Source organism: Chitinophaga sp. sic0106 (genome assembly GCF_019219075.1).
Lineage (GTDB): Bacteria > Bacteroidota > Bacteroidia > Chitinophagales > Chitinophagaceae > Chitinophaga.
Map to the genome: position 1 here is coordinate 14,534 of NZ_JAHUWJ010000009.1, position 19,281 is coordinate 33,814.

15 protein-coding genes are annotated in these 19,281 nt (G+C 48.5%); 7 read left to right on the plus strand and 8 right to left on the minus strand.

Annotation, left to right across the window (positions count from 1 at the left end):
- Positions 1–338: 338 nt before the first annotated feature.
- The gene (locus KW844_RS14910; RefSeq protein ID WP_218377585.1) at positions 339–620 is read left to right on the plus strand and encodes a hypothetical protein; all 282 of its coding nucleotides are present in this window, start codon (positions 339–341) and stop codon (positions 618–620) included.
- 1,273 nt (positions 621–1,893) lie between these two features.
- On the opposite strand, the gene KW844_RS14915 is transcribed toward KW844_RS14910, so the two are convergent.
- Positions 1,894–2,883, minus strand: coding sequence for a GlxA family transcriptional regulator (locus tag KW844_RS14915; protein ID WP_218377586.1), 990 nt, complete (start codon positions 2,881–2,883; stop codon positions 1,894–1,896).
- A 111-nt stretch (positions 2,884–2,994) separates the two neighbouring features.
- Between KW844_RS14915 and KW844_RS14920 the strand changes: the two genes are divergently transcribed.
- The 4 genes from KW844_RS14920 (at position 2,995) to gap (ending at position 7,063) form a co-directional block, all read left to right on the plus strand.
- On the plus strand, positions 2,995–3,585 hold the full coding sequence (locus tag KW844_RS14920; protein ID WP_218377587.1) for a dihydrofolate reductase family protein: 591 nt from the start codon (positions 2,995–2,997) through the stop codon (positions 3,583–3,585).
- 176 nt (positions 3,586–3,761) lie between these two features.
- A complete protein-coding gene (locus KW844_RS14925) occupies positions 3,762–4,829 on the plus strand; it encodes a serine hydrolase (protein WP_218377588.1) in 1,068 nt (355 codons plus the stop codon).
- Between the two features lie 205 nt (positions 4,830–5,034).
- On the plus strand, positions 5,035–6,060 hold the full coding sequence (locus KW844_RS14930; protein WP_218377589.1) for a GlxA family transcriptional regulator: 1,026 nt from the start codon (positions 5,035–5,037) through the stop codon (positions 6,058–6,060).
- A 22-nt stretch (positions 6,061–6,082) separates the two neighbouring features.
- Positions 6,083–7,063, plus strand: coding sequence for a type I glyceraldehyde-3-phosphate dehydrogenase (gene gap / locus KW844_RS14935; RefSeq protein ID WP_218377590.1), 981 nt, complete (start codon positions 6,083–6,085; stop codon positions 7,061–7,063).
- A 59-nt stretch (positions 7,064–7,122) separates the two neighbouring features.
- On the opposite strand, the gene KW844_RS14940 is transcribed toward gap, so the two are convergent.
- From KW844_RS14940 to KW844_RS14970, 7 genes are all read right to left on the minus strand, one after another.
- The gene (locus tag KW844_RS14940; RefSeq protein ID WP_218377591.1) at positions 7,123–8,226 is read right to left on the minus strand and encodes a TlpA disulfide reductase family protein; all 1,104 of its coding nucleotides are present in this window, start codon (positions 8,224–8,226) and stop codon (positions 7,123–7,125) included.
- Between the two features lie 31 nt (positions 8,227–8,257).
- A complete protein-coding gene (locus tag KW844_RS14945) occupies positions 8,258–9,709 on the minus strand; it encodes a PKD-like family lipoprotein (RefSeq protein ID WP_218377592.1) in 1,452 nt (483 codons plus the stop codon).
- Positions 9,710–9,729: 20 nt separating this feature from the next.
- Positions 9,730–10,437, minus strand: coding sequence for a DUF4843 domain-containing protein (locus tag KW844_RS14950; RefSeq protein ID WP_218377593.1), 708 nt, complete (start codon positions 10,435–10,437; stop codon positions 9,730–9,732).
- Between the two features lie 15 nt (positions 10,438–10,452).
- Entirely contained in the window at positions 10,453–11,889 is a 1,437-nt protein-coding gene (locus KW844_RS14955) for a RagB/SusD family nutrient uptake outer membrane protein (RefSeq protein WP_218377594.1), read from the minus strand.
- 11 nt (positions 11,890–11,900) lie between these two features.
- Positions 11,901–15,284: a SusC/RagA family TonB-linked outer membrane protein gene (locus tag KW844_RS14960; RefSeq protein WP_218377595.1), complete on the minus strand. Its 3,384-nt coding sequence runs from the start codon at positions 15,282–15,284 to the stop codon at positions 11,901–11,903.
- A 194-nt stretch (positions 15,285–15,478) separates the two neighbouring features.
- Complete coding sequence (locus KW844_RS14965; protein WP_218377596.1) at positions 15,479–16,519, minus strand: FecR family protein; 1,041 nt, start codon at positions 16,517–16,519, stop codon at positions 15,479–15,481.
- A gap of 76 nt (positions 16,520–16,595) precedes the next feature.
- Entirely contained in the window at positions 16,596–17,192 is a 597-nt protein-coding gene (locus tag KW844_RS14970) for an RNA polymerase sigma factor (RefSeq protein ID WP_218377597.1), read from the minus strand.
- A gap of 168 nt (positions 17,193–17,360) precedes the next feature.
- Between KW844_RS14970 and KW844_RS14975 the strand changes: the two genes are divergently transcribed.
- Positions 17,361–18,221, plus strand: a complete 861-nt coding sequence (locus KW844_RS14975; RefSeq protein WP_218377598.1) for a hypothetical protein — start codon at positions 17,361–17,363, stop codon at positions 18,219–18,221.
- A 167-nt stretch (positions 18,222–18,388) separates the two neighbouring features.
- A complete protein-coding gene (locus KW844_RS14980; protein ID WP_218377599.1) occupies positions 18,389–19,264 on the plus strand; it encodes a LytTR family DNA-binding domain-containing protein in 876 nt (291 codons plus the stop codon).
- The last annotated feature ends 17 nt before the right edge of the window (positions 19,265–19,281 follow it).

The following is a 19,281-nucleotide window of genomic DNA, read 5'->3' on the forward strand; positions in this document are numbered from 1 at the left end:
AGTTTTGAATCATCAACCAGTGAGCGCGCAAGTGTGGCGATTACAACTCAAGAAATTCCTTTATCATAAACGAAATTGCTTTTAGACGGCTTCATGTGGATCATTAATCGGTTCATCGTGGAGAATTACCCCCAAAAGAGGGATGACGAGAATAAGCTTCCCCTCGAGAGTATTTTGTGCTTTTCGAAATAACCAAAGTCTTTGGATTCTTCCCGGGACAATTTTTTTTCAAACTTAAAAATCCAAACCGTCGTTAATTACGTTTATGTAGGAAACCTAACTAATTCAATCTGTTTTTTTCCATTCATTCTATAAATCCTAAAAAAATTACCATAGACATGAAAAAGATTTTCCTGAACGAACGCAAATTCATAGAAATGCTTTTAGAAGTGGAAGCTGGTAGATGTCCGAAAGAGCTGTTTGAGATTTTGGCTATTAAGGAAGCTACCGTGGAAGCAGTTAAAAATGCCCCTAAGCGCAATTGGGCAGATAAACACCTGAGTGAATGGGTAGATACGGAATTTCACAAACAGGAATTGTACAATGAATGTGATATGGATTTCAATATTTCTGAAAATATCTTCATTATTCACTGTCCGCCAATTGATACCGTAAATTGAAATTTTCCTGATAATATGACAGATAAACATTAAGAAAATAAATATTTCAAAAAAGTGGGAAAAAACAGAGTACCATTTGCAGGTTTTAGATGTCATATAGTTGAAAGCACAGAAAACAGCATTTTTTATAAAGATAGATAATACTGTTTCTGCTGATAAAATTGCTCTTTGATAGATTGGATGTTAACGATAGTAAGTCAGATGTTATGCACATTCCCCAAAAAATGTGGATAAATAAAGTCTGATTTTATATAGTACCTTTTTGTGGTTAGTGTCGTTACATAACTGAAAACAAAAAGTTCTTTGAATAACTTTCCTGCACAGGATCAAAATATTTGTCTCAGCCAGACAATATTTCTATGAGTTGCTGAAAGGTAATGGGGTGCTCATCCTACTGTATCCCCATCTATCTTTTTCTCCATAGATTTCACGGGTGATTTCTATCGCCCGTTGTTTTGTGTCGATAATTACCCTTTCAGTGTTGTGTGAGCGCCTTATAAGATATGGCTTAAGGCGTTCCCCAGGCCCCGCAAGGGGCCTCCCTCCCAAGGGACCACCCAACGGTAATCAATATATTTGCAATTCTGAAAAATGGGGATGCTGGAAACCCCACCAGCTCCCCAATTTCAGTTGCTCAGCCATTACAGGTCAATGCCATCGTAACGCTGTACTTCTGAATCGGGAGTTCTACGCTATAACCGGTCATTCCAGGACGTCCTTCAGTAAGATTAGTTCGGCGAGTTGATTGTGAAAAAGCAACTCCCGAGGAAGAAGTCATCCACATGCTATAGACCTAAAGATGTTTTCGTATTCGGTATTGAGGGTTAACATACACATACGTCAACACAACCCATAATAGCAGGCTAATCCTACAGCCTGCTATTTATCCTAAGCGTTTTCTATTCTGCATATAGTTTCCGTTAACTTTAAGGTCACAACCCTTAAATTACAAACCACAAGTACACCAACACGTACTTTTGCCAAAGAAAAAGGTGGGAATTCTTTCCCACCTCATTACTACTAATTTAAAGTCATTCTACATATACAGTTCACCCTGCAATATGTATCCGTGCTTTACAACACGGAAAAGATGGGTTAACAAACAAATTAAAATATGAAAGAGCTGGATTCCTCCAGCTTTGGTTATTCCGGCCCGTAGCGCGTAAAAACGCTGCGGGCTATTTTTAATCTTTAATGTTCATTAGGAAATAATTACCAACTTTCTGTCTTATCCATTCTCTACACATCAACATCCAATCACCAACAAATATGATTATACCGCCGCTGCCGCCGCAGTCTTGTTATACTTATTACGATACTCAATAGGAGATAACCCCGTCACCTTCCTGAATATAGTCCGGAAAGCCTTGATATCTGCATACCCCACATCATACATCACCTCACTGATATTCTTCCGGCTGCTCTCAAAACTCTTTTTCGCTACCTCTATCTTCACCCGCTGAATATACTCCGTCACCGTATTGCTCGTAGCTTTTTTAAACCTGCGCTCCAAACTACGGCGACCCAACGCCAGCATATTCGCCAACTGATCCACCGTTACACGGTCAGAAAAATTTTGCTCTATAAACTCCTGCGCCTGTTTCACCGGTGCATCGGCATGCGCCTTTTGCCCCTGGAACATAATAAAGGGCGACTGACTATCACGGTCAATATCAATCATGAATGTTTTTGCCACCACAATCGCTACCTCCCTGCCCGCATATTTCTCTACCAAATACAACAACAGATTTAAATAGGAATAAGCACCCCCACTGGTATAAATGCCTTCCTCCTCCGTCATAATACGCTCATCCACCACATCCACATCCGGATACATCGTCCTGAAATCACCTACCGACGCCCAGTGTGTCGCACAACGCCTGCCATCCAGCAATCCTGTGCCCGCCAGGAAAAAGGCGCCAATACAATAACTAATCACCTCCGCACCATCCTTATACTGCTCCTTAATCCATGGTATAAAAGCCTGGTTCCGTACCAACGCTTCCTGCGGATCCTGGTGCATCGCCGGAATGAAAATCATATCTGTTTTCTTCACCTGACGTACCAGCAAGTCAGGCTGTATGGTAAATAAACCATTGCGCTGCGTTGATAACGCAGATATACCAACGAAGTGTACATCAAAAATAGGATCGCGATCCATGCGTTTGAGAATGGTGTTCACTTCCGTTAGTATATGCCAGGTTCCCTCTATATTAGATAAACTGCTGGCACCAAAAGGGATCAAAATGGATACGTGTTTCATGCTCTAAAGTTAGTGAAATATTTTGTCGGGATCAACCCACAGGATTGTCGCAAATCCTACCTATTTGCAAGTTGTAACATCTTTACTTTTGTATCGACTAACTCTCTATTCATGCGAAAAGTTGTAGCACTGGCATTTGTAACCCTCGATGGTTTTACTACCGGCCCCAATGGTGAAACCGATTGGCAGCTGCATAACTTCAATGAAGAAATGGGAGAGTATATCTATCAGTCATATGAAGATACAGATCTGCTCTTGCTCGGCAGATACACCTACCAGCAATTCGCTGCCTACTGGCACCACCAGTACAATAAAAATCCGGAAGCAGCCCGCATGAACAACACACACAAAATTGTATTCTCCACCACCCTCACCACAGCTACCTGGCATAACACCCGCCTCATCTCTTCCAACATCGCCCAGGAAGTAAATGCACTCAAACGCCAGCACGGTAAAAACATCGCTATCGTTGGCAGTACCGGACTTATCCAAAGCTTTACCAACCTCGGCCTCATCGATGAATACCGCCTGCTCATTTACCCGGTGCTCCTCACCAAAGGCCGGCGCCTGCTCCATAACCTCCAGGATACCCGGCAGCTTACGTTTATACGTTCCCGTATTTTCAGCAATGGAGTCATGCTGGCAGTGTACCAACCGGTAAAAGTGGCTTGTGTTTTTAATATCCTTTCTGCTGCGCTGTAAAACCTTTGGTTCGTCCACCGTTGGTTTGCCGAATAGCGCTTTCCCCAGGGAATGTTGCAATAATAAACGTACATCCCGATGCCATCAGGTACCGGACTAAAGATTTGATGCAGCCGCCTAAGAAAAACTGAAAATCCTTATACTATTCTCCTAAATTGCCCCTCTTTTAGTTTTTTATGAAGACATCAATCCTGCTGCTCACCATAGCAACGTTCCTACCGGCATTTGCACAACGCCATGCACACCTGGCCGACAGTATCCGTACCGCCGCCAACATCCCCGAATTGAGCTACGCCGTTATATCCGATAATGATATCATGGAGTTGTACTATGCCGGCACCCGTAAAGCCGGCTCCAATATGCCAGCCCGCGCCAACGACCGCTTCCGCATCGGCTCCAACACCAAAGCCATCACCGCTTTTATGATGGCCCACCTCCTGCAAGCCAAAGGGATCTCCTGGCAAACCGAACTACACGAGCTTTTACCGGAGCTTAAAGGGCAGATGAACCCAGCCTACACCAACATCTCCCTGGGAAACCTCCTCAGCCTCCGCATACCCCTGCCTGCATATACCTACACCACCACCAACCCGGATAGCAGCCATTTTACAGGCAATGCCACCGAACAACGCCGCCAGTTCGCCACCTGGTTACTGCAACAGCCACCCAGCACCGCAGAAGGCCCGCTGTTCTATACCAATGCAGGCTACATAGTAGCTGGCCTGTGCATGGAACGCATCAGCGGCAAAACCTATGAAGAAAATCTCGCCGACCTTAACAGGCTGCTGCATACCCGTTTCAGCACCGGCAGCCCCAACAATGCCGACAATACACAAACCTGGGGACATAACGCTAACGGACAACCGGAGCCGCCATCAGATAATTATAAATTCAACTGGCTCATGGCCGCAGGCAATATCAATACTACCCTCACCGACTATACGAAGTTTTTACAACTGCAACTAAAGGCCTTCAAAGGGAATTCCAATATCCTTACAATCATTACCGCCAACTACCTGCTGTTTGGCTACGACTCCTTCGCCATGGGCTGGTTCTGGGAACGCAATGCCAATCAACATAAGGAAGCACATAACATCGGTAATCCCGGCGACTTCCTTACCGCCGTACACATAATCCCGGCAGTTAACCGCGGCTATATCGTATTTGCCAATTGTCAGACGGATGCAGCCGCGGAGGCTGTCAACTACCTGGTGAGTGTGCTTAAAAAAGATTACGGAGAATAATTCCGGAGCTGACCATAAAATATCGGTCAGCTCTGATTTATAGGGGTGTTATCGCTTAAGCGAGGCTTAAAGCCATCATTTTACTTTTTAGTCAGCCCCGGGGATGTCTGACTTTGTGGGAGATGATATCAGCAACGGGAAACATATCATTTGGCGGAAACTGTATAAATTTTGTCATTGCAGACAACCCGCCCAAGCTGTACATTTGAAACATCAAACGAAACAGCCCATGACCTCACACCGGAAATTAGTCGTTTTAGTAGTCCTCCCCGGCAGCCGCCTCCTCACCATGGCAGGCCCCGCAGATGTGTTCTCCTTCGCGCAGTCCATGCTGGAAGCGCAGCAAGGACCTAATTTCCAATCGTACGAACTCGTGATAGCCAGCGCACAGCCAGGCAACCATATTCGCATGAACAGCGGTGCCGACCTCCTGGTCACCACATCTCTCCTGGATATTAAAAGACCCATAGATACCCTTATCATCACCGGGCATAACCTCCCGGAACATGATCCGGATACGGACCGCTTTTACCGCTGGCTGCAACGTAAAGCACCCGCCATCCGCAGGGTAGCCGGGGTATGTGTAGCCACTTATGTGCTGGCAAAAGCGGGACTGCTGCATAATAAATCTGCCACCACACATTGGCAGCGCTATGATCACTTCCAGCAAACTTTCCCGGACGTGAAAGTGGACACCACACCCTTCTTCATCAAAGACGGTAACATCTATACCGCCGGCGGCGTAACCTCCGGCCTCGACCTCTCCCTGGCCATGGTAGAAGAAGATTATGGACGCGACCTCGCCCTGCAAATTGCACGTAAACTGGTGATCCACCTCAAACGCCCCGGCAACCAGAAACAGTTTGGCAGCCTGCTGCCGGAGTATGAACTCAACAGCAACCTGGTGCTCCAACTGCGCCCCTGGATCATGGAACATATCGCTGAAGACCTGGCCGTAGAACGCCTCGCCACACAGGTACATATGAGCGCCCGCAACTTCGCCCGGGTGTTCCTCAAAGAAACCGGCATCACGCCCGCTAAATTCATCGAAAAGATACGGGTAGAACTGGCCCGCAACTACCTGGAGAATAGCAGCCTCGCCCTGGAGGAAATAGCGCTGAAATGCGGCCTCGGAGGCCTCGTATCCATGCGCCGCACCTTCCTGAGGCACCTGGATATGTCGCCCGGTACCTACCGCAGCACTTTTCGAACAGTTTTAGCGACAGATTGATTAATTACTTAAACGATATATTATGAAAATAGCCATCAATGGATTCGGACGCATAGGACGGATGACCATGAGAGCCCTGCTTGCCCAACCGGGAGCAGAAGTAGTAGCCATCAACGATCTGGCCGATATCGAAACCCTTGCTCACCTCTTTAAATTCGACTCCGCACACGGCAAGTTCGCCGGCACCGTTACCATCAACGGTAATAATCTCGTGATTAACGGGCAATCCATCCGACTGGTAAACGAAAGAAATCCCGAAAACCTCCCCTGGAAAGAATTGGATGTATATGTAGTGATAGAGTCTACCGGCCGCTTTACCGCCCGCGATCAGGCCGCCGCACACCTTACCGCCGGCGCTAAAAAAGTACTGATCACCGCACCGGCATCCGGTGGCGTTAAAACAATTGTAGATGGTGTTAACAATAACATCATCACACCGGAAGACACTATCCTGTCCACCGCCTCCTGCACCACCAACTGCATCGCACCAGTACTGCATGTGCTGGATAATGCCTACGGCATCGAATCAGGGTATATGTCTACCATACACGCCTATACGATGGACCAGATGCTGCAGGATGGCCCTCACCGCGACCTGCGCCGCGCCCGCGCCGCCGCACAGTCCATCATCCCCACCACCACCGGCGCCGCCAAAGCCATCGGCGAAGTACTGCCTAATCTCAAAGGCCGCCTGGACGGGCACTCCTTCCGCGTACCGGTGATCGACGGCTCCATCGCCGAACTTACCGTAAACCTGCGCAAAACCGCCAGCGTGGATGAAATCAATGCACTCCTGCAACAGCACGCCAACGGCGAGCTGCAAGGGATATTGGACTATACAACGGAGCCATTGGTATCTGCCGATATCATCGGAAATACACATTCCTCCATTGTAGATAGTCAGCTCACACGGGTGATTGGAAATACCGCCAAAGTAGTGGCCTGGTATGATAATGAAGTGGGCATCTCCAACAGGATTGCTGCATTGGTAACTTCTCTATAAAATTGAAAATCCAGGGCCTGCAAGCCCTGGATTTTCAATTACCAAAGGATAAGTATTACTTATTTAAATATCTCCGCCAGCTTCGCTTCCAGCTCTTCCCCACGCAAATCCTTCGCAATCACCTTTCCATTTTTGTCAACAATAAAACTGGTAGGCACACTGCTGATACCAAACTCCAGCACGGGAGAGCTCTTCCAGCCTTTCAAATCCGATATATGCGTCCACGTTAGCCCATCCTTGGCTACGGCCTTCATCCAGGCTGCCTTGTCAGTATCCAGTGATACGCCAATGATTTCAAATCCCTGGTCGTGGAAACGTTGGTAGGCTTTTACTACGTTAGGGTTTTCTTTACGGCAAGGGCCGCACCAGCTGGCCCAGAAGTCTACCATTACCACCTTCCCCTTGAAATCAGAAAGCTTTACCAGCTTACCGGTGCTATCCGCCAGTGCCAGCGCAGGTGTAGCGCCAATGGCTGTTTTACCGGTTTTAAGCACGCTGGCGCTAATTTCCTTGCCAAAGCTGCTGTTCTTCGCCACAGGTCCCAGCAAAGGGAAATTTTTCTGCGCCTTTTCCGGATAGGACCACTGTATATACCGATGTACAATCACCATCGCTGATACCGGGCTGTTGGGATGAGCAGTGATAAATGCCGTCACCGTACTGTCCAGCGAATAGTCCAGCGCTTTCATCTGTTTGGCAGCATCCCGCTGGGCCACCGTATCCTTTTTCTGTTCCGCTTCGCCGGAATAGTCATATACCTTTTTTGCCCGCATGCGCAATGCCTGCCACTGGGCATCCCATTTATCATACAATACCTGGTTAGGAGAACCGGTTACTTTAGTATCCGCCAGCTTTTCTTTGCTACCGCTGATGGTGTAATCTCCGTTCTCCAGGAAAATATCGCGGGAGTTGTCGTAACCTTTGGGTGCCAGGCGCAAATAGCCCACCGTCGCACCTTCCAGCTTCCCTTTTAGCACAAAGCTGCCATTTTTCACCAGGGCTGAATCAGTTTTGCCTTCTCCATAACTCAGGTAGATGTAACCGCCGTTCAAACCAGCAATATTGCCTTTTAGCGTATAACCTTTACCGTTATCTGCAATGGCAGCCATGCTGCCGGCGGTGAGGGCAGTCGTAACTGCCGCTAGTCGGATGAATCGTTTCATGTTATTTGGTTTTTGATGTAGTTAAAATGTACTATGGTATTTTATTGACCATGCTTACTATCTTCCCAAAACCAGTAAAGGATTTGGTAGCTGCAAAATCACCGAGGGGACTGATACTATGGTTATACACCTTGCCGGCAGTGCCGTTCCAGGTAGCCACCAGCAATGATTTGGTAGTGCAGGTCAGATAAGTAACCGTTTCGCCTCCCGCCAGCGTATATATCACCCGCGCCTTGCCGGAAGGAATATCGTACAGGTAAATATTTCCGTTGTTCACGAAATACATTTGCTGCAGCGTTTTGGAGCTTACAATTTTGGCAGCGCCTTTTAATTCCGGCGCATCATCGGTAATCAGCTGCTTGCTCATCGATGCATTGTTGCTGTTGGCATCAAACTGATAGAGGTAGTATTCCCCGCCGGCATCTTTAAACACGGCATTATGCTGAAACCGGACATTGCCCTCGTCCATACTCACCATGTCCATCCCAATGTTGCGCATGTCAAACGCACTGCCAGCTGCTGGCGCACCAAAGGAGGCAAAGGAGGCTACCAGCGAGGCGCCACTGAGGTACACAAAGCCTTTGGAGCGGGTGTCGAAAATAATAGCGGTGTAAGGGGATTTGCCACCGGTGTAAGGTTGCGGACCAACGGCTACCAAAGGGGCCAGGAAATAGTTGTCTCCTTTATTGTCCGGATAAGGCAAAGCATTCATATACTTTACATCTCCCGGAAAACCACCTTCTACCCGCACATTAAACAAACCATTGTTAATGATGAAGCTGGTACCATCGCTGATACGCTTATACAATTGCGGTTGGAAAGCGACAGGTGTTTCCCAGAACCAGGAAGTGTAATCGGATACTTTTACCATTTCGGTGTAGTCCAGTTCCAGGCCGTTATTTTTGGTGAAGAGGTAGAGCTTTTTCACGCCGTAGCTGTTGGAAACGTCCACCTGTACAGGATTGCTGATATTTACTTCCGGATTAATGCTGCTGAATATGTGATGAAACACGGTGTCGGTGGGCAGTATGATGGAGAGGTCGCCCCCGCCGTTTTCTTCCTCCAGCGTGAGCCATCCTTCGCTGAAACGGTTGATCACAGTGAGCGGAAAGAAGTGGAAATACGTGACACCAGTGCTTTTCACGGTCACCTTATACACCACCCTGTAAATGCCGGGGCGCACGTCAATGTTTTTACGCAGGTTCCTGGTGGAGTCGAGTATAAAAATCGGATAAGGGTCCGTCACATCATTCTGATGCAGGCTCCATTCAAATGCCAGGTCCGATTCACCACTGCCATGCAGCTGCGCAATGGCCGGATTGATTTTTAACGTATCAAACTGTAGCAGCGATTTAGGCGCCGTGCTGTCGGAAATGAGGATGGTATTGATATCCAGGAAACCATCGTTGCTCTTATCCTTCACGCAGGCGGTGAGTATCATCGCCAGCAGCAGGGTATATATCAGGGAGATGTTAGTTTTCATGTAATTGAATTTTATGCAGTTTATATCACCGGAAAGGTAACCCTGGTGCCGTTTTCATCGATAAGTGGACCGTTGATTGCTTCATACTTCAGCAGGTCTACGCGCATTTTCTGGAGGATCGACATCAGCTCGGAAAACTGGGCGCCGGTCGACATCGTTACTGCCGTAGTACCTAAACGCGATACCATAAACTGATGCTTTACTTTGGAATAACTGCCGTAAAACAACTCCGTGATGCCGTTCCAGTCGCTGGGCTTCACCAGTTGATCGGTTACACTGATTTTGTACGACAGCTTATCACTGTAGCCTTTCTGCAGGTCCGGTGAATCACCGATACTGAAATAAGCGGTGAACACGGAATCTTTTTCATCCGGACTACGGAGTATAATCACCGGCGTGCGTACACTGTAGGTGCCGGCAGCAATCACCGCCTGTGGCATCATGAAATGTTTGCCGGCAGTAGCAGTGCTGCTGTCGTCCAGCTGAATATTTATTTTCCGGTCGGTATTGCCAGCCTTACCGGTGATGCGCAGGTTCAGCCAGATGGTGTCCTGGGTAACGGAATCCGGCTTCACCACAAAGCTGTAGTTCACACTATCCGGATTCACGATTTGTTTATAAAAGTATACGCTGGGTTCCTGGTCGTACATCAGCCGGTCTTCTTTGGTACAGGCTTGCGTAAATACCAGCACCACAGCGGCGATGAGCAGTAATAATTTCGTTTTCATGTGCAGTGATTTAGATTACTTGCCAAATTCGATTTCCTGGTTAGGCATCGGCCATACATATTGTGCATCCGTGATGCTGCTGTTGAGCGCCCCGGTGATCTTGCTCTGGTTTAACCGCTTATAGTAAAAGAAAAGCTGACCTTCGCAAAGGAAGTCCTTGCGGTATTCCTTATAGATTTCATTGGTAAGCGTAGCCTGGTCAATATTTGTTGCCAGCTGTGGAATAGTGCGTGCACGTATCACGGTGTTGAGGTAGCCTGCACCTTCTGCCGCTGTAGGCGCCGCTTCCGCTGCTATGTAATACATTTCTGATAGCTTGATCAGGGGAATGCGCTTTTTGTAATTCTCTCCGGTTTCATCTACCTGCCATAGCTTGCTGGGAAACACAATGCCATTGCTGGTATTCCAAAGGGCTGTAGTTGCATAACGTATATCTGTGCTGTTACCTTTTGTAATTTCAAATACCTCTTTTCTGCGCACATCCGAAATGGTATATTTCGTATTGGCATTTTGGCCGGGCGACATCTTAAAATACAGATCCGTAGCGGTTTTCAGGTTTGATACATATAGGGAGAAGATATGTTCAAAGGTAGCAGTACGGTTGAGCGTAGCCTCGGCGGTATTCACTTCAGGAGTAGTGATAAACCGGAAATTTTTGCTGTTGATCACTTCCAGTGCATATTTCAGGGCGGTAGGTTTATCATTGTTGTACAGGGAAATCCTGGCAATCAATGCCTTCACAGCCCAGTAGTTAAAATGATTTTGCCGGTAGCTCAGGAAGTTGTCGGTAGTACTGCCGGCCGGACTGGTAATACTATCCTGCTGCGGATATACGCTCAGCAGCGTTTCTGCTTCTTTCAGATCCGCGAGGCAATTCTTAATTACTTCCTGTACGGTTTGTTTGGCCTGTGGCTGCACGGTAAACAGTTTCATATACGGGATACCGTGTGCATCTGCTTTGCTGGCAGGTGCGGGAGCAAAGAGCCGTAGCAGGTCGAAATGCAGCATGGCACGCATGCCCAGCGCTTCTCCTTTTACCAGGTTGTAATCTGATCCGCTGAAAACAGTTTTTTGCGCATCCACATTTTTCAGGATAAGGTTTAGCTGCGCCACGGCACTGTACATTTGATTCCAGGCAGTGTTGATGGTATTTTGTACGGCGATGTTCGTATAATCATAGGTGGCATAGCGCAGCCTGGCATGGTCTACTTTCGTGGTATTATCATATCCCTGTGACATAATTTCCATGGCGCCGAAAGTGAGTTCCTCCCCGTAGAGGGAACGTTGTGCGGCCGTTGTGTAAGCGCCATATAGCGCGTCTTTGAAGCCACGGGCAGTGCTGAATTGCTCTGTTTCGCGCACCTGTGTGGCAGGTTCCACCTCCAGCCATTTTTTGCAGGAAGTTGTCAGCAGCACGATGGGCAGTATATATAAAATTGAACGGTGTTTCATGCGTAAGGTTTTTAGAAGGTGGTCTGTAACTGAAGCGTGAAGGATCTGCTGAACGGATAATCGAGGCCGCGCTCCCGTTTAATACTGGAGATGTAAAATACTTGTCCGGTATACAGGGAGATTTTAGTGTCCTGCAGTCCGATGCGTTTGTTCAGCGCATTGGAGAAGCGGTAATACACCGAAGCGCTTTCAAGGCTCAGCCAGTCATCAGCCTGTACAAAGCGGGAGGTGGCGTAAGTGGCAGCGGTGATGCTGTAACCTTCGTTGTCCACAATGCCTTTGTAGAAGGTGATATCTCCCGGTTTTTTCCAGCGCTCCTCGTACACCCTTCTGTCCACATTAAAATTCAGGTCAGCGTTTTCCACCCGGTCCACCAGCGTTTGGTTGTAGGCATATCCCCCTTGCCGGAAGCGGAAATACAGGTTTAATCCTATACCGTTTTTCTCCAGGTTGGTACCGAAAGTGCCTTCAATTTTGGCCCTGCTATCTCCCACAATCACCTGGTCCAGGGGATCATAGGTATTGGTGGTAGTGCCATCTCTTTTCAGGTAAATTTCACGGCCGCTGGCAGGATCAATACCCAGGGACGGAACTGCCCAGATGGCAGTGGTACTGCGGCCTTCCGCATAGCGCGGCAGGGGAGCTGTGCTGCTGGAATCCGTATTGGTTTTGTTCAGCATTTGCAGGGTGTTGGAAATACGTTCTATCTTATTGCTGGTATGGAACGCATTCACGAATACGGACCAGTTATCGCGGTTCCGTGGATTGGAATAAATCGTATAACGGAGGTTGAGTTCATATCCCTTGCTAACCACATCTCCCATATTATCCATATAGCTGGAGAAGCCGGTGCTGGGGGCAGTAGTAATGCTTACCACTGTTCCCTGTGTTTTTTCCACGAAGTAGTTGGCCACGATGTCGAGTTTGTTAAACAGGGTAGCATCCAGCCCCACGTTGCTTTTCGCAGTTTGCTGCCAGGCCAGGTTAGGGTTACCGAAGCCCATCACCAGGGTACCGATGTTATACAGGTAGTCCTGCGAGGTATAGTATTTACTGGTGGTGAGGGCCAGGTAGCTGCTGAAGTTGGAAGATCCCGTATAGCCGTAAGAGTAACGTAGTTTCAGGCGGTTGATGATATTGGAATTGGCCAGTAATTTTTCTTTATGGAGATTCCAGCCGCCGCCCACACTCCAGAAAGGCGCAAATCTTTTATTGGAACCGAACTGGGAGGAACCGTCCAGGCGATAGGACACATCCAGCAGGTAGCGGTTATCGTAAGCGTAGCTCACGTTAGCGAAGTAGCCGAGCAGGCGGGTGATACCTTCGGCGCCCAGCGGCCGGTCGTTCTCCTTATAGGTGGCACCCATGGTGATATCGTCGAGGCGGTCGTTGGGGAAGCCGGTGGCGGTATACTGCTGTGTGCTGAATTTATCTTCCCGCAGGGTGGCCCCCAGGGAGCTGAAGAAGAGGTGTTTGCCAAACGACTTATTCATATCCACAGTGAAAGATCCGTCCAGCACATTTTTAAGGCCATAGCCTTTTGTATAGGAGCCTTTTTTGTAGAATTCTTCCGCAGGAATGTCATTGAAAGAGGTATGCTGTCCCGGCAGAAAATCGTCGCTGCCATCTGTTTGGCGCTGATAGGAAAAGCGGCCGGAAAACCGCAGCCATTCTTTAGCCTGCCATTGGGCAAAAAAGTTGTTGGTAATATTTTCGTAGTTGCTTGCATTCACGGTATGCAAGGTGGTGTTGTACAGCGGGTTGGTATAGGTAGATAATACCGTATTGTCGAAAAAGCGGATGTCCTCCAAAAGGTATTTCAGGTTACCGTTTTCATCGTACGGCGACCAGTAAGGATTTAGTTTAGTGTAGTCGTAAAAGTTACCGTAGTTGGAGTTTTGGGCTTTATTATAGTTAAGGGTAAGGTCGTTGCGGAACAGGAAGTTTTTATACCGGTAGGAGAGGTAGGTATTACCGGTAATATTTCTCCTGCCGGAATTTTTCATGACGCCCTGCATATTGTTGAAGGTGCCGGACATACCATACATCACAGTTTCATTACCTCCTTCGAGGTAGAGGTTATGGGTGCTGCCCACGCCGTTGCGCAGGGGGATGGCGAGCCAGTCGGTGTTCACTCCTTTGGCTACCAGCTCTTTGCGGTAATTGTAGCGGAAGTCCTGCTGCTCTTGCCGTACCGGTACACCATAGCCGTTATAGATACCGCCTTGTTTTTCGAGCTCCAGTTTTTCACTGGCGTTGAGCAGGTCGTATCCTTTGAGGTCTGGCGTTTCTACGATCAGGCTACCGGTATAGCTTACACGCAGCCGGCCTTCGCGGGGGCGGATGGTTTCTATTACCACTACGCCGTTGGCGGCGCGGGAGCCGTAGATGGCGGTGGCCGCAGCATCTTTGAGGATGGTCACTTTCGCAATGCGGTTCAGATCGAGGTCTGCTACGCGTTGCAGGTTTACTTCAAACCCATCCATGATAAAGAGGGGCGTATTAGGTTTATTGGTGTAGTTAAACGTTTGGCTGGCGTCGGTGGTGCCGTTGAGGCCACCGAGACTATTCCCGCCACGGATGGTTACATCCGGCAGGGTGTTGGGGTTGGAGCCGTTGAGGAGGTTATCCGGAATCTGGAAGGAGGGGTCCAGTGCGCGGAGGGCGTTCATGACGCCGTTGCCGGTAACTTTGTTGAGGTCTTCTTTGGTGAAGGAGGCGGCGGCGCCGGTAAAGTTTTCGGCGGGGCGGGAGTAGAGGCCGGTAACAATTACGGCGTTGAGTGATTTGGTGCTGGCGCTCAGGCGGATGTTGACAGGGCCGGCATTACGGATTTGTATTTCCTGGGAGTCGTAGCCTACATAGCGCACCTGCAGGGTGGTTACCCCGTTGGTGAGGGTAACCGGTAATTTAAATATGCCCAGTTCATTGGTGGTGGTGCCGCTGACGGAGCCGCTTCTTTTTTCCATGATGGTGGCGCCTACGATCAGGTCCCCATTTTTTTCGTCGGTGACGCTGCCGGTAACGACTATACGCTGTTGGGTGGCATCTTCCTCATTGTCGGCGAGGGCATTCCGCTTTTCGTAAAGCACCACGCTGCTGTCTACCACGCGGTAGGAGAAATCCGTTTGGTGCAGCACCTCATTCAAGGTAGCGGCAACTGTCCGTTCCGCTCTGTGCAGGGAAATATGACTGTATTTTCTGACAGCGTCGGGCGGATAGGCGAAGAGGAGGCCGCTGGCATATTCAATTTTTTTGATGGCGGACAGGAGTGGTTCATCTTTCAGCTCCATGGTGATACGTTTACCGGTGAGGTCTTGTGAAGATACAGGGGCTGCGCTGAGCAGCTGTATCTGGATGACCATCAGCACGGTGTAAAAAATACTCATCTTCATAATTAAACCCGTTTTCCGTCTACTTTTTAGTTGGTTGCGACCTGGCAGGCCGGGGGCATAGTTTTCCCCCATGGATTGTAGCTCCATCATTACGTGATTGGTTTTTGTTGTTACGAAGTAAAAGGAGTGGAGGCGCTGTGCACCGCGCTTTACTACCGATATTGGTTGATAACTATATTGGTTTTTATTGCTGGCTATTGGCAACCTTCGCCGGCGATGATCACCTGGTCGTTAGGATGCATGGTATATGACGCATTGATCACTGCGCATACAATGTTTAATACTTTTTCCAGCGACTGGTTGCCGGAGAAGGTGCCGGCTATGCGGCACTGTTTCAGTTTTTCATTAGCAAAAACGATTTTAACATGATACTTGATTCCTATCAGCAGGGCAGCCTGTTCCATGGTGATGTCGTCCAGCACCAGGTATTGATTTTTCCACGCTGTTTCGGTTTCACTTTCCACCTGTGCGCGGAAAGCCACTTTACTGATGGTATTGACGGTCAGCTGCTGATCGGCGGTTAATATGCCGTAGGAGCGCTGACTTTCTTCTACTTTCACTTTACCGCGGGTAACGGTTACGACTACTTTGTCTTCCGCGGGCCAGGCTTTTACATTAAAGGCGGTGCCGAGTACTACGGTGCTTACCTTTCCGGTTTTAACGATAAAGGGGCGTCCGGGCTGTTCTTTAATATCGAAATAAGCTTCTCCTTCCAATATCACTTCCCGGGTGTTGCCGGTGAGGTTTCCCTGGTAGCGGAGGTGGCTGTTGTCGGCCAGCAATACCGTGCTGCCATCCGGCAGGCGGGTAAATTTCGTTTGTACGTCTATGATAGTGGTGTCGGCCACTACCATTTCCGGTGCGCTGGCAGTTACCGGCACGGCTGGTGCCGTTTGCTTTTGCAGCAGGTATAAGCCTGCGGCAGTTAGCAGCAGCACTACGCAGGCGGCGCTCATCCAGGTGAGGCTGCGGCGCAGCAGTGGTTTGTGTGCCGGCAGCATCCTGGAAATCTGTGCTTCCGTTTGCAGGATGTTGGCGGCAATATCATGGTACTTTTCATATGGCGCATCCAGCAGCACCTCCTCGTTTTCCCAGGCAGCATCCATATGGTGTTGTATAATGTCGTCGTAGCTTCCTTCCCGGATCAACGCCGCCAGTTTATTCCATTCTTCCCCGGAGGCATTGCCCGCAAGGTGTTTGTTCAATAATTGCTTGAACTCATTTTCATTCATCATAACGATTGCTTAACAGGAATTACAGGCGTCCGATCTGTATTAAAGACACCTCAGTGGACAGGAGGGTGGAGCCGGATTAAAAAATTTTTTTGATAACCTCCTGGCATTGGGTAATGATCAGGAGTATACTCATGCTGGAGCTGAGGTATTTACGGATTTGTTGCAGGGCCCTGGCCATATGTGATTTTACGGTGGCCGTGGAGATGCCCATTTGCAGGGCGATGTCGGCGTGGCTCATGCCGGCTTCCCGCGCCAGGCGGTATACTTCCCTTTGTTGCGGGGGGAGGGTATCCAGGGCAGCCCGGAGGATGTCCTGATACTGGTGATCCAGTAACCGCTGATCTGTATCATTTACGGGCAGGTTACGGCGGCCCAGCTCTGTATGGGCGGCCGCCTCATTCGCCAGCTTGCGGAAGCGGTTCAGTACCAGGTTTTTGGTGATGGTGCGCAGGTAGGGATCGAGCTGTAATACATGCGGGAGCTCCTGCCGCTTGAGCCAGAGCTTCAAAAATACATCCTGTACCACCTCTTCGGCCGCGGCCTCACTCTGTAAAAAGCGAAAGGCTAAGGTATACACCCTGGATCTGTACCGGCTGAATAACTCCGTGAACGCATACTCGCTGCCTTCTGCCAGTAACGACAATAGCTTCCTTTCGTCAAATTTTCCACTCAACTGCATGGGCGATTTTGATTGGCCACCAAAATAATAGAAATTTCATTAGGGAGGTAAGCCCGGTCATGATAAACTGTATAATAAAATCCCGGCCTCCTGCGTTTTACAGAATAATATTTACTATTTGTTATATATTTGTATATCAAATTCGACAAACTCTTGTTATCCATGAAGATAATTTCCCGATACCTGGTAATATGCCTGGCCATACTTTGCTGGGGCTGTAGCGCAGAAATGGTGAGAGACGGCAGTTTCACGCTCAACCCAAATGAGTTCCAAAGTGCCAGCGGTACGCTGAAAGGCAGCGATAATCAGTGTCTGCAAACTGCCATTACCGGCACCTTTGCCACCAAAGATGCACAAACAGGCACGGCTTTTATCATTGCGAATGTAAATGTGCTGGTACCAGGTACCTACGCCATTTCTACCGACAAACAAAACGGTGTCACCTTTGCCGCCGCCGGCAAGTTTACCGCTACCGGTATTCAGCAGATCAAATTGCTGCCCGTAGGTATTTTCGAACAGGCGATCATTACTAACTATACCCTTTCTTTTGGTAACACGAGCTGCCCGCTGGCGATTAATGTAACGGAAGGTACTGGTGCAGGTAATCCGGGAACGGGTAACCCGGGAACAGGTACACCAGGTACTAATGCTGTAACGATCAATGGTAAAAATTTTACAATAACCTCCTGTATTGCCACTAAAAATAATATCATTGATGTTATCATTATCATGGGGCAGGCACAAGATGGATCTGTTATATCGCTCACCTTACCAACTTCAGGTGGTGTGCTGGCAGTGCAATCCTATAAGTCAACCGACTACGACATTCGTTGTGCGCTAATGGTGATTAAAGGTACGGACGTTGCTTATCAAACCCAGGCCTCCAATCCGGTATTAACAACGTATCAGGTAACATCTGTGGCCAATAACAAGGTAACTGTTACCATCAGTGGTCAAACAATTGATAATGCCAATGGTAACCCGGTAAGTATTTCCGGCAGCCTGGTGGCTACTATCCAATAGTCGTAAAGGTTTATATTAATATTTATAAAGGGAGGAGATGCCGGTGGCATCTCCTCCCTAATTTTTACCGGCACCGCAGGTGCCGGTAAAAATTAGGGCTACCCAAAAAAATCCCCCGCAACCGAATTACAACAATTTTCTTTATCTTAAATCAAACTTCCTATGTTATGAAAACTTTGAGAGGCATTTTCCTGCTTCAGGAAGAGATGAAACGGCCATTCACGCTGCTGGATAACACCGCCAACCGCATTGCGTTTATCGGGTTCAGCGCCGTGTTTTCCTTTTGCTTTATGTATATCTTCCTGCCATTTAATATCAATACCTGGTACGAAGGGCAGCGCCTCTCGCTCATCGCTATACTGGGAATTTTTACCCTTTGCGGCAGCAGCGCCATGATATGCAGCCAGTTTGTGCTGTACCGGCTCAAATGGCGCCGCCATATCAGCAACGCCGGCTACCTGTTATGGGTCCTCGCAGAAATTGCGCTGATCGGAGTAGTGGTAACGGTAGTCAACTCCGCCATCAATACCAATATCTTCCTGACCTTCGCTGAATTCTGCTCCACGCTCCCTTACATAGCCCTGATCATCGCCATTCCTTACTGTCTCTCCTTATTATGGTTTTATACCCGCCAGAAAATCCAGGAAGTGAAAACACTGGAGCATACCCGGCAGCAGGTGGTACCGGCCGACAGTACCGTACAGATCCGCGATGAACATGATAAGCCGGTGCTGAGCATTCACCCCGAAAAGCTCCTGATGGTAAAAGCAGAAGATAATTATGTGCATGTGTTTTACCTCGCCGGCGCCACCATGAAAAAAGAACTGATCCGCACCTCCCTCAAAAAGGTGGAAGCAGAAATTGCTGGTTTCGGGTTTAACAGAAGTCACCGCTCCTATATAATTAATACCGCCCGGGTGGTTTTATTTCGTAAACAAAACAAAGGGTACATCCTGCATCTCGAAGGGCTCGATGATGTGGAAGTACCGGTGTCGGGTTCCTATCTGTCCTTTTTCACCGAGCGCTTTTCCCCGGCCTGCTGATTCACCCCGTATAGCAC

What these genes read in the sequence shown, in the direction of transcription:
- KW844_RS14910 (WP_218377585.1), top strand. Translation starts at nt 339, where the DNA reads ATGAAAAAGATTTTCCTGAACGAACGCAAATTCATAGAAATGCTTTTA.
- KW844_RS14915 (WP_218377586.1), bottom strand. Translation starts at nt 2,883, where the DNA reads ATGAAACACGTATCCATTTTGATCCCTTTTGGTGCCAGCAGTTTATCT.
- KW844_RS14920 (WP_218377587.1), top strand. Translation starts at nt 2,995, where the DNA reads ATGCGAAAAGTTGTAGCACTGGCATTTGTAACCCTCGATGGTTTTACT.
- KW844_RS14925 (WP_218377588.1), top strand. Translation starts at nt 3,762, where the DNA reads ATGAAGACATCAATCCTGCTGCTCACCATAGCAACGTTCCTACCGGCA.
- gap (WP_218377590.1), top strand. Translation starts at nt 6,083, where the DNA reads ATGAAAATAGCCATCAATGGATTCGGACGCATAGGACGGATGACCATG.
- KW844_RS14940 (WP_218377591.1), bottom strand. Translation starts at nt 8,226, where the DNA reads ATGAAACGATTCATCCGACTAGCGGCAGTTACGACTGCCCTCACCGCC.
- KW844_RS14945 (WP_218377592.1), bottom strand. Translation starts at nt 9,709, where the DNA reads ATGAAAACTAACATCTCCCTGATATATACCCTGCTGCTGGCGATGATA.
- KW844_RS14950 (WP_218377593.1), bottom strand. Translation starts at nt 10,437, where the DNA reads ATGAAAACGAAATTATTACTGCTCATCGCCGCTGTGGTGCTGGTATTT.
- KW844_RS14955 (WP_218377594.1), bottom strand. Translation starts at nt 11,889, where the DNA reads ATGAAACACCGTTCAATTTTATATATACTGCCCATCGTGCTGCTGACA.
- KW844_RS14960 (WP_218377595.1), bottom strand. Translation starts at nt 15,284, where the DNA reads ATGAAGATGAGTATTTTTTACACCGTGCTGATGGTCATCCAGATACAG.
- KW844_RS14965 (WP_218377596.1), bottom strand. Translation starts at nt 16,519, where the DNA reads ATGATGAATGAAAATGAGTTCAAGCAATTATTGAACAAACACCTTGCG.
- KW844_RS14975 (WP_218377598.1), top strand. Translation starts at nt 17,361, where the DNA reads ATGAAGATAATTTCCCGATACCTGGTAATATGCCTGGCCATACTTTGC.
- KW844_RS14980 (WP_218377599.1), top strand. Translation starts at nt 18,389, where the DNA reads ATGAAAACTTTGAGAGGCATTTTCCTGCTTCAGGAAGAGATGAAACGG.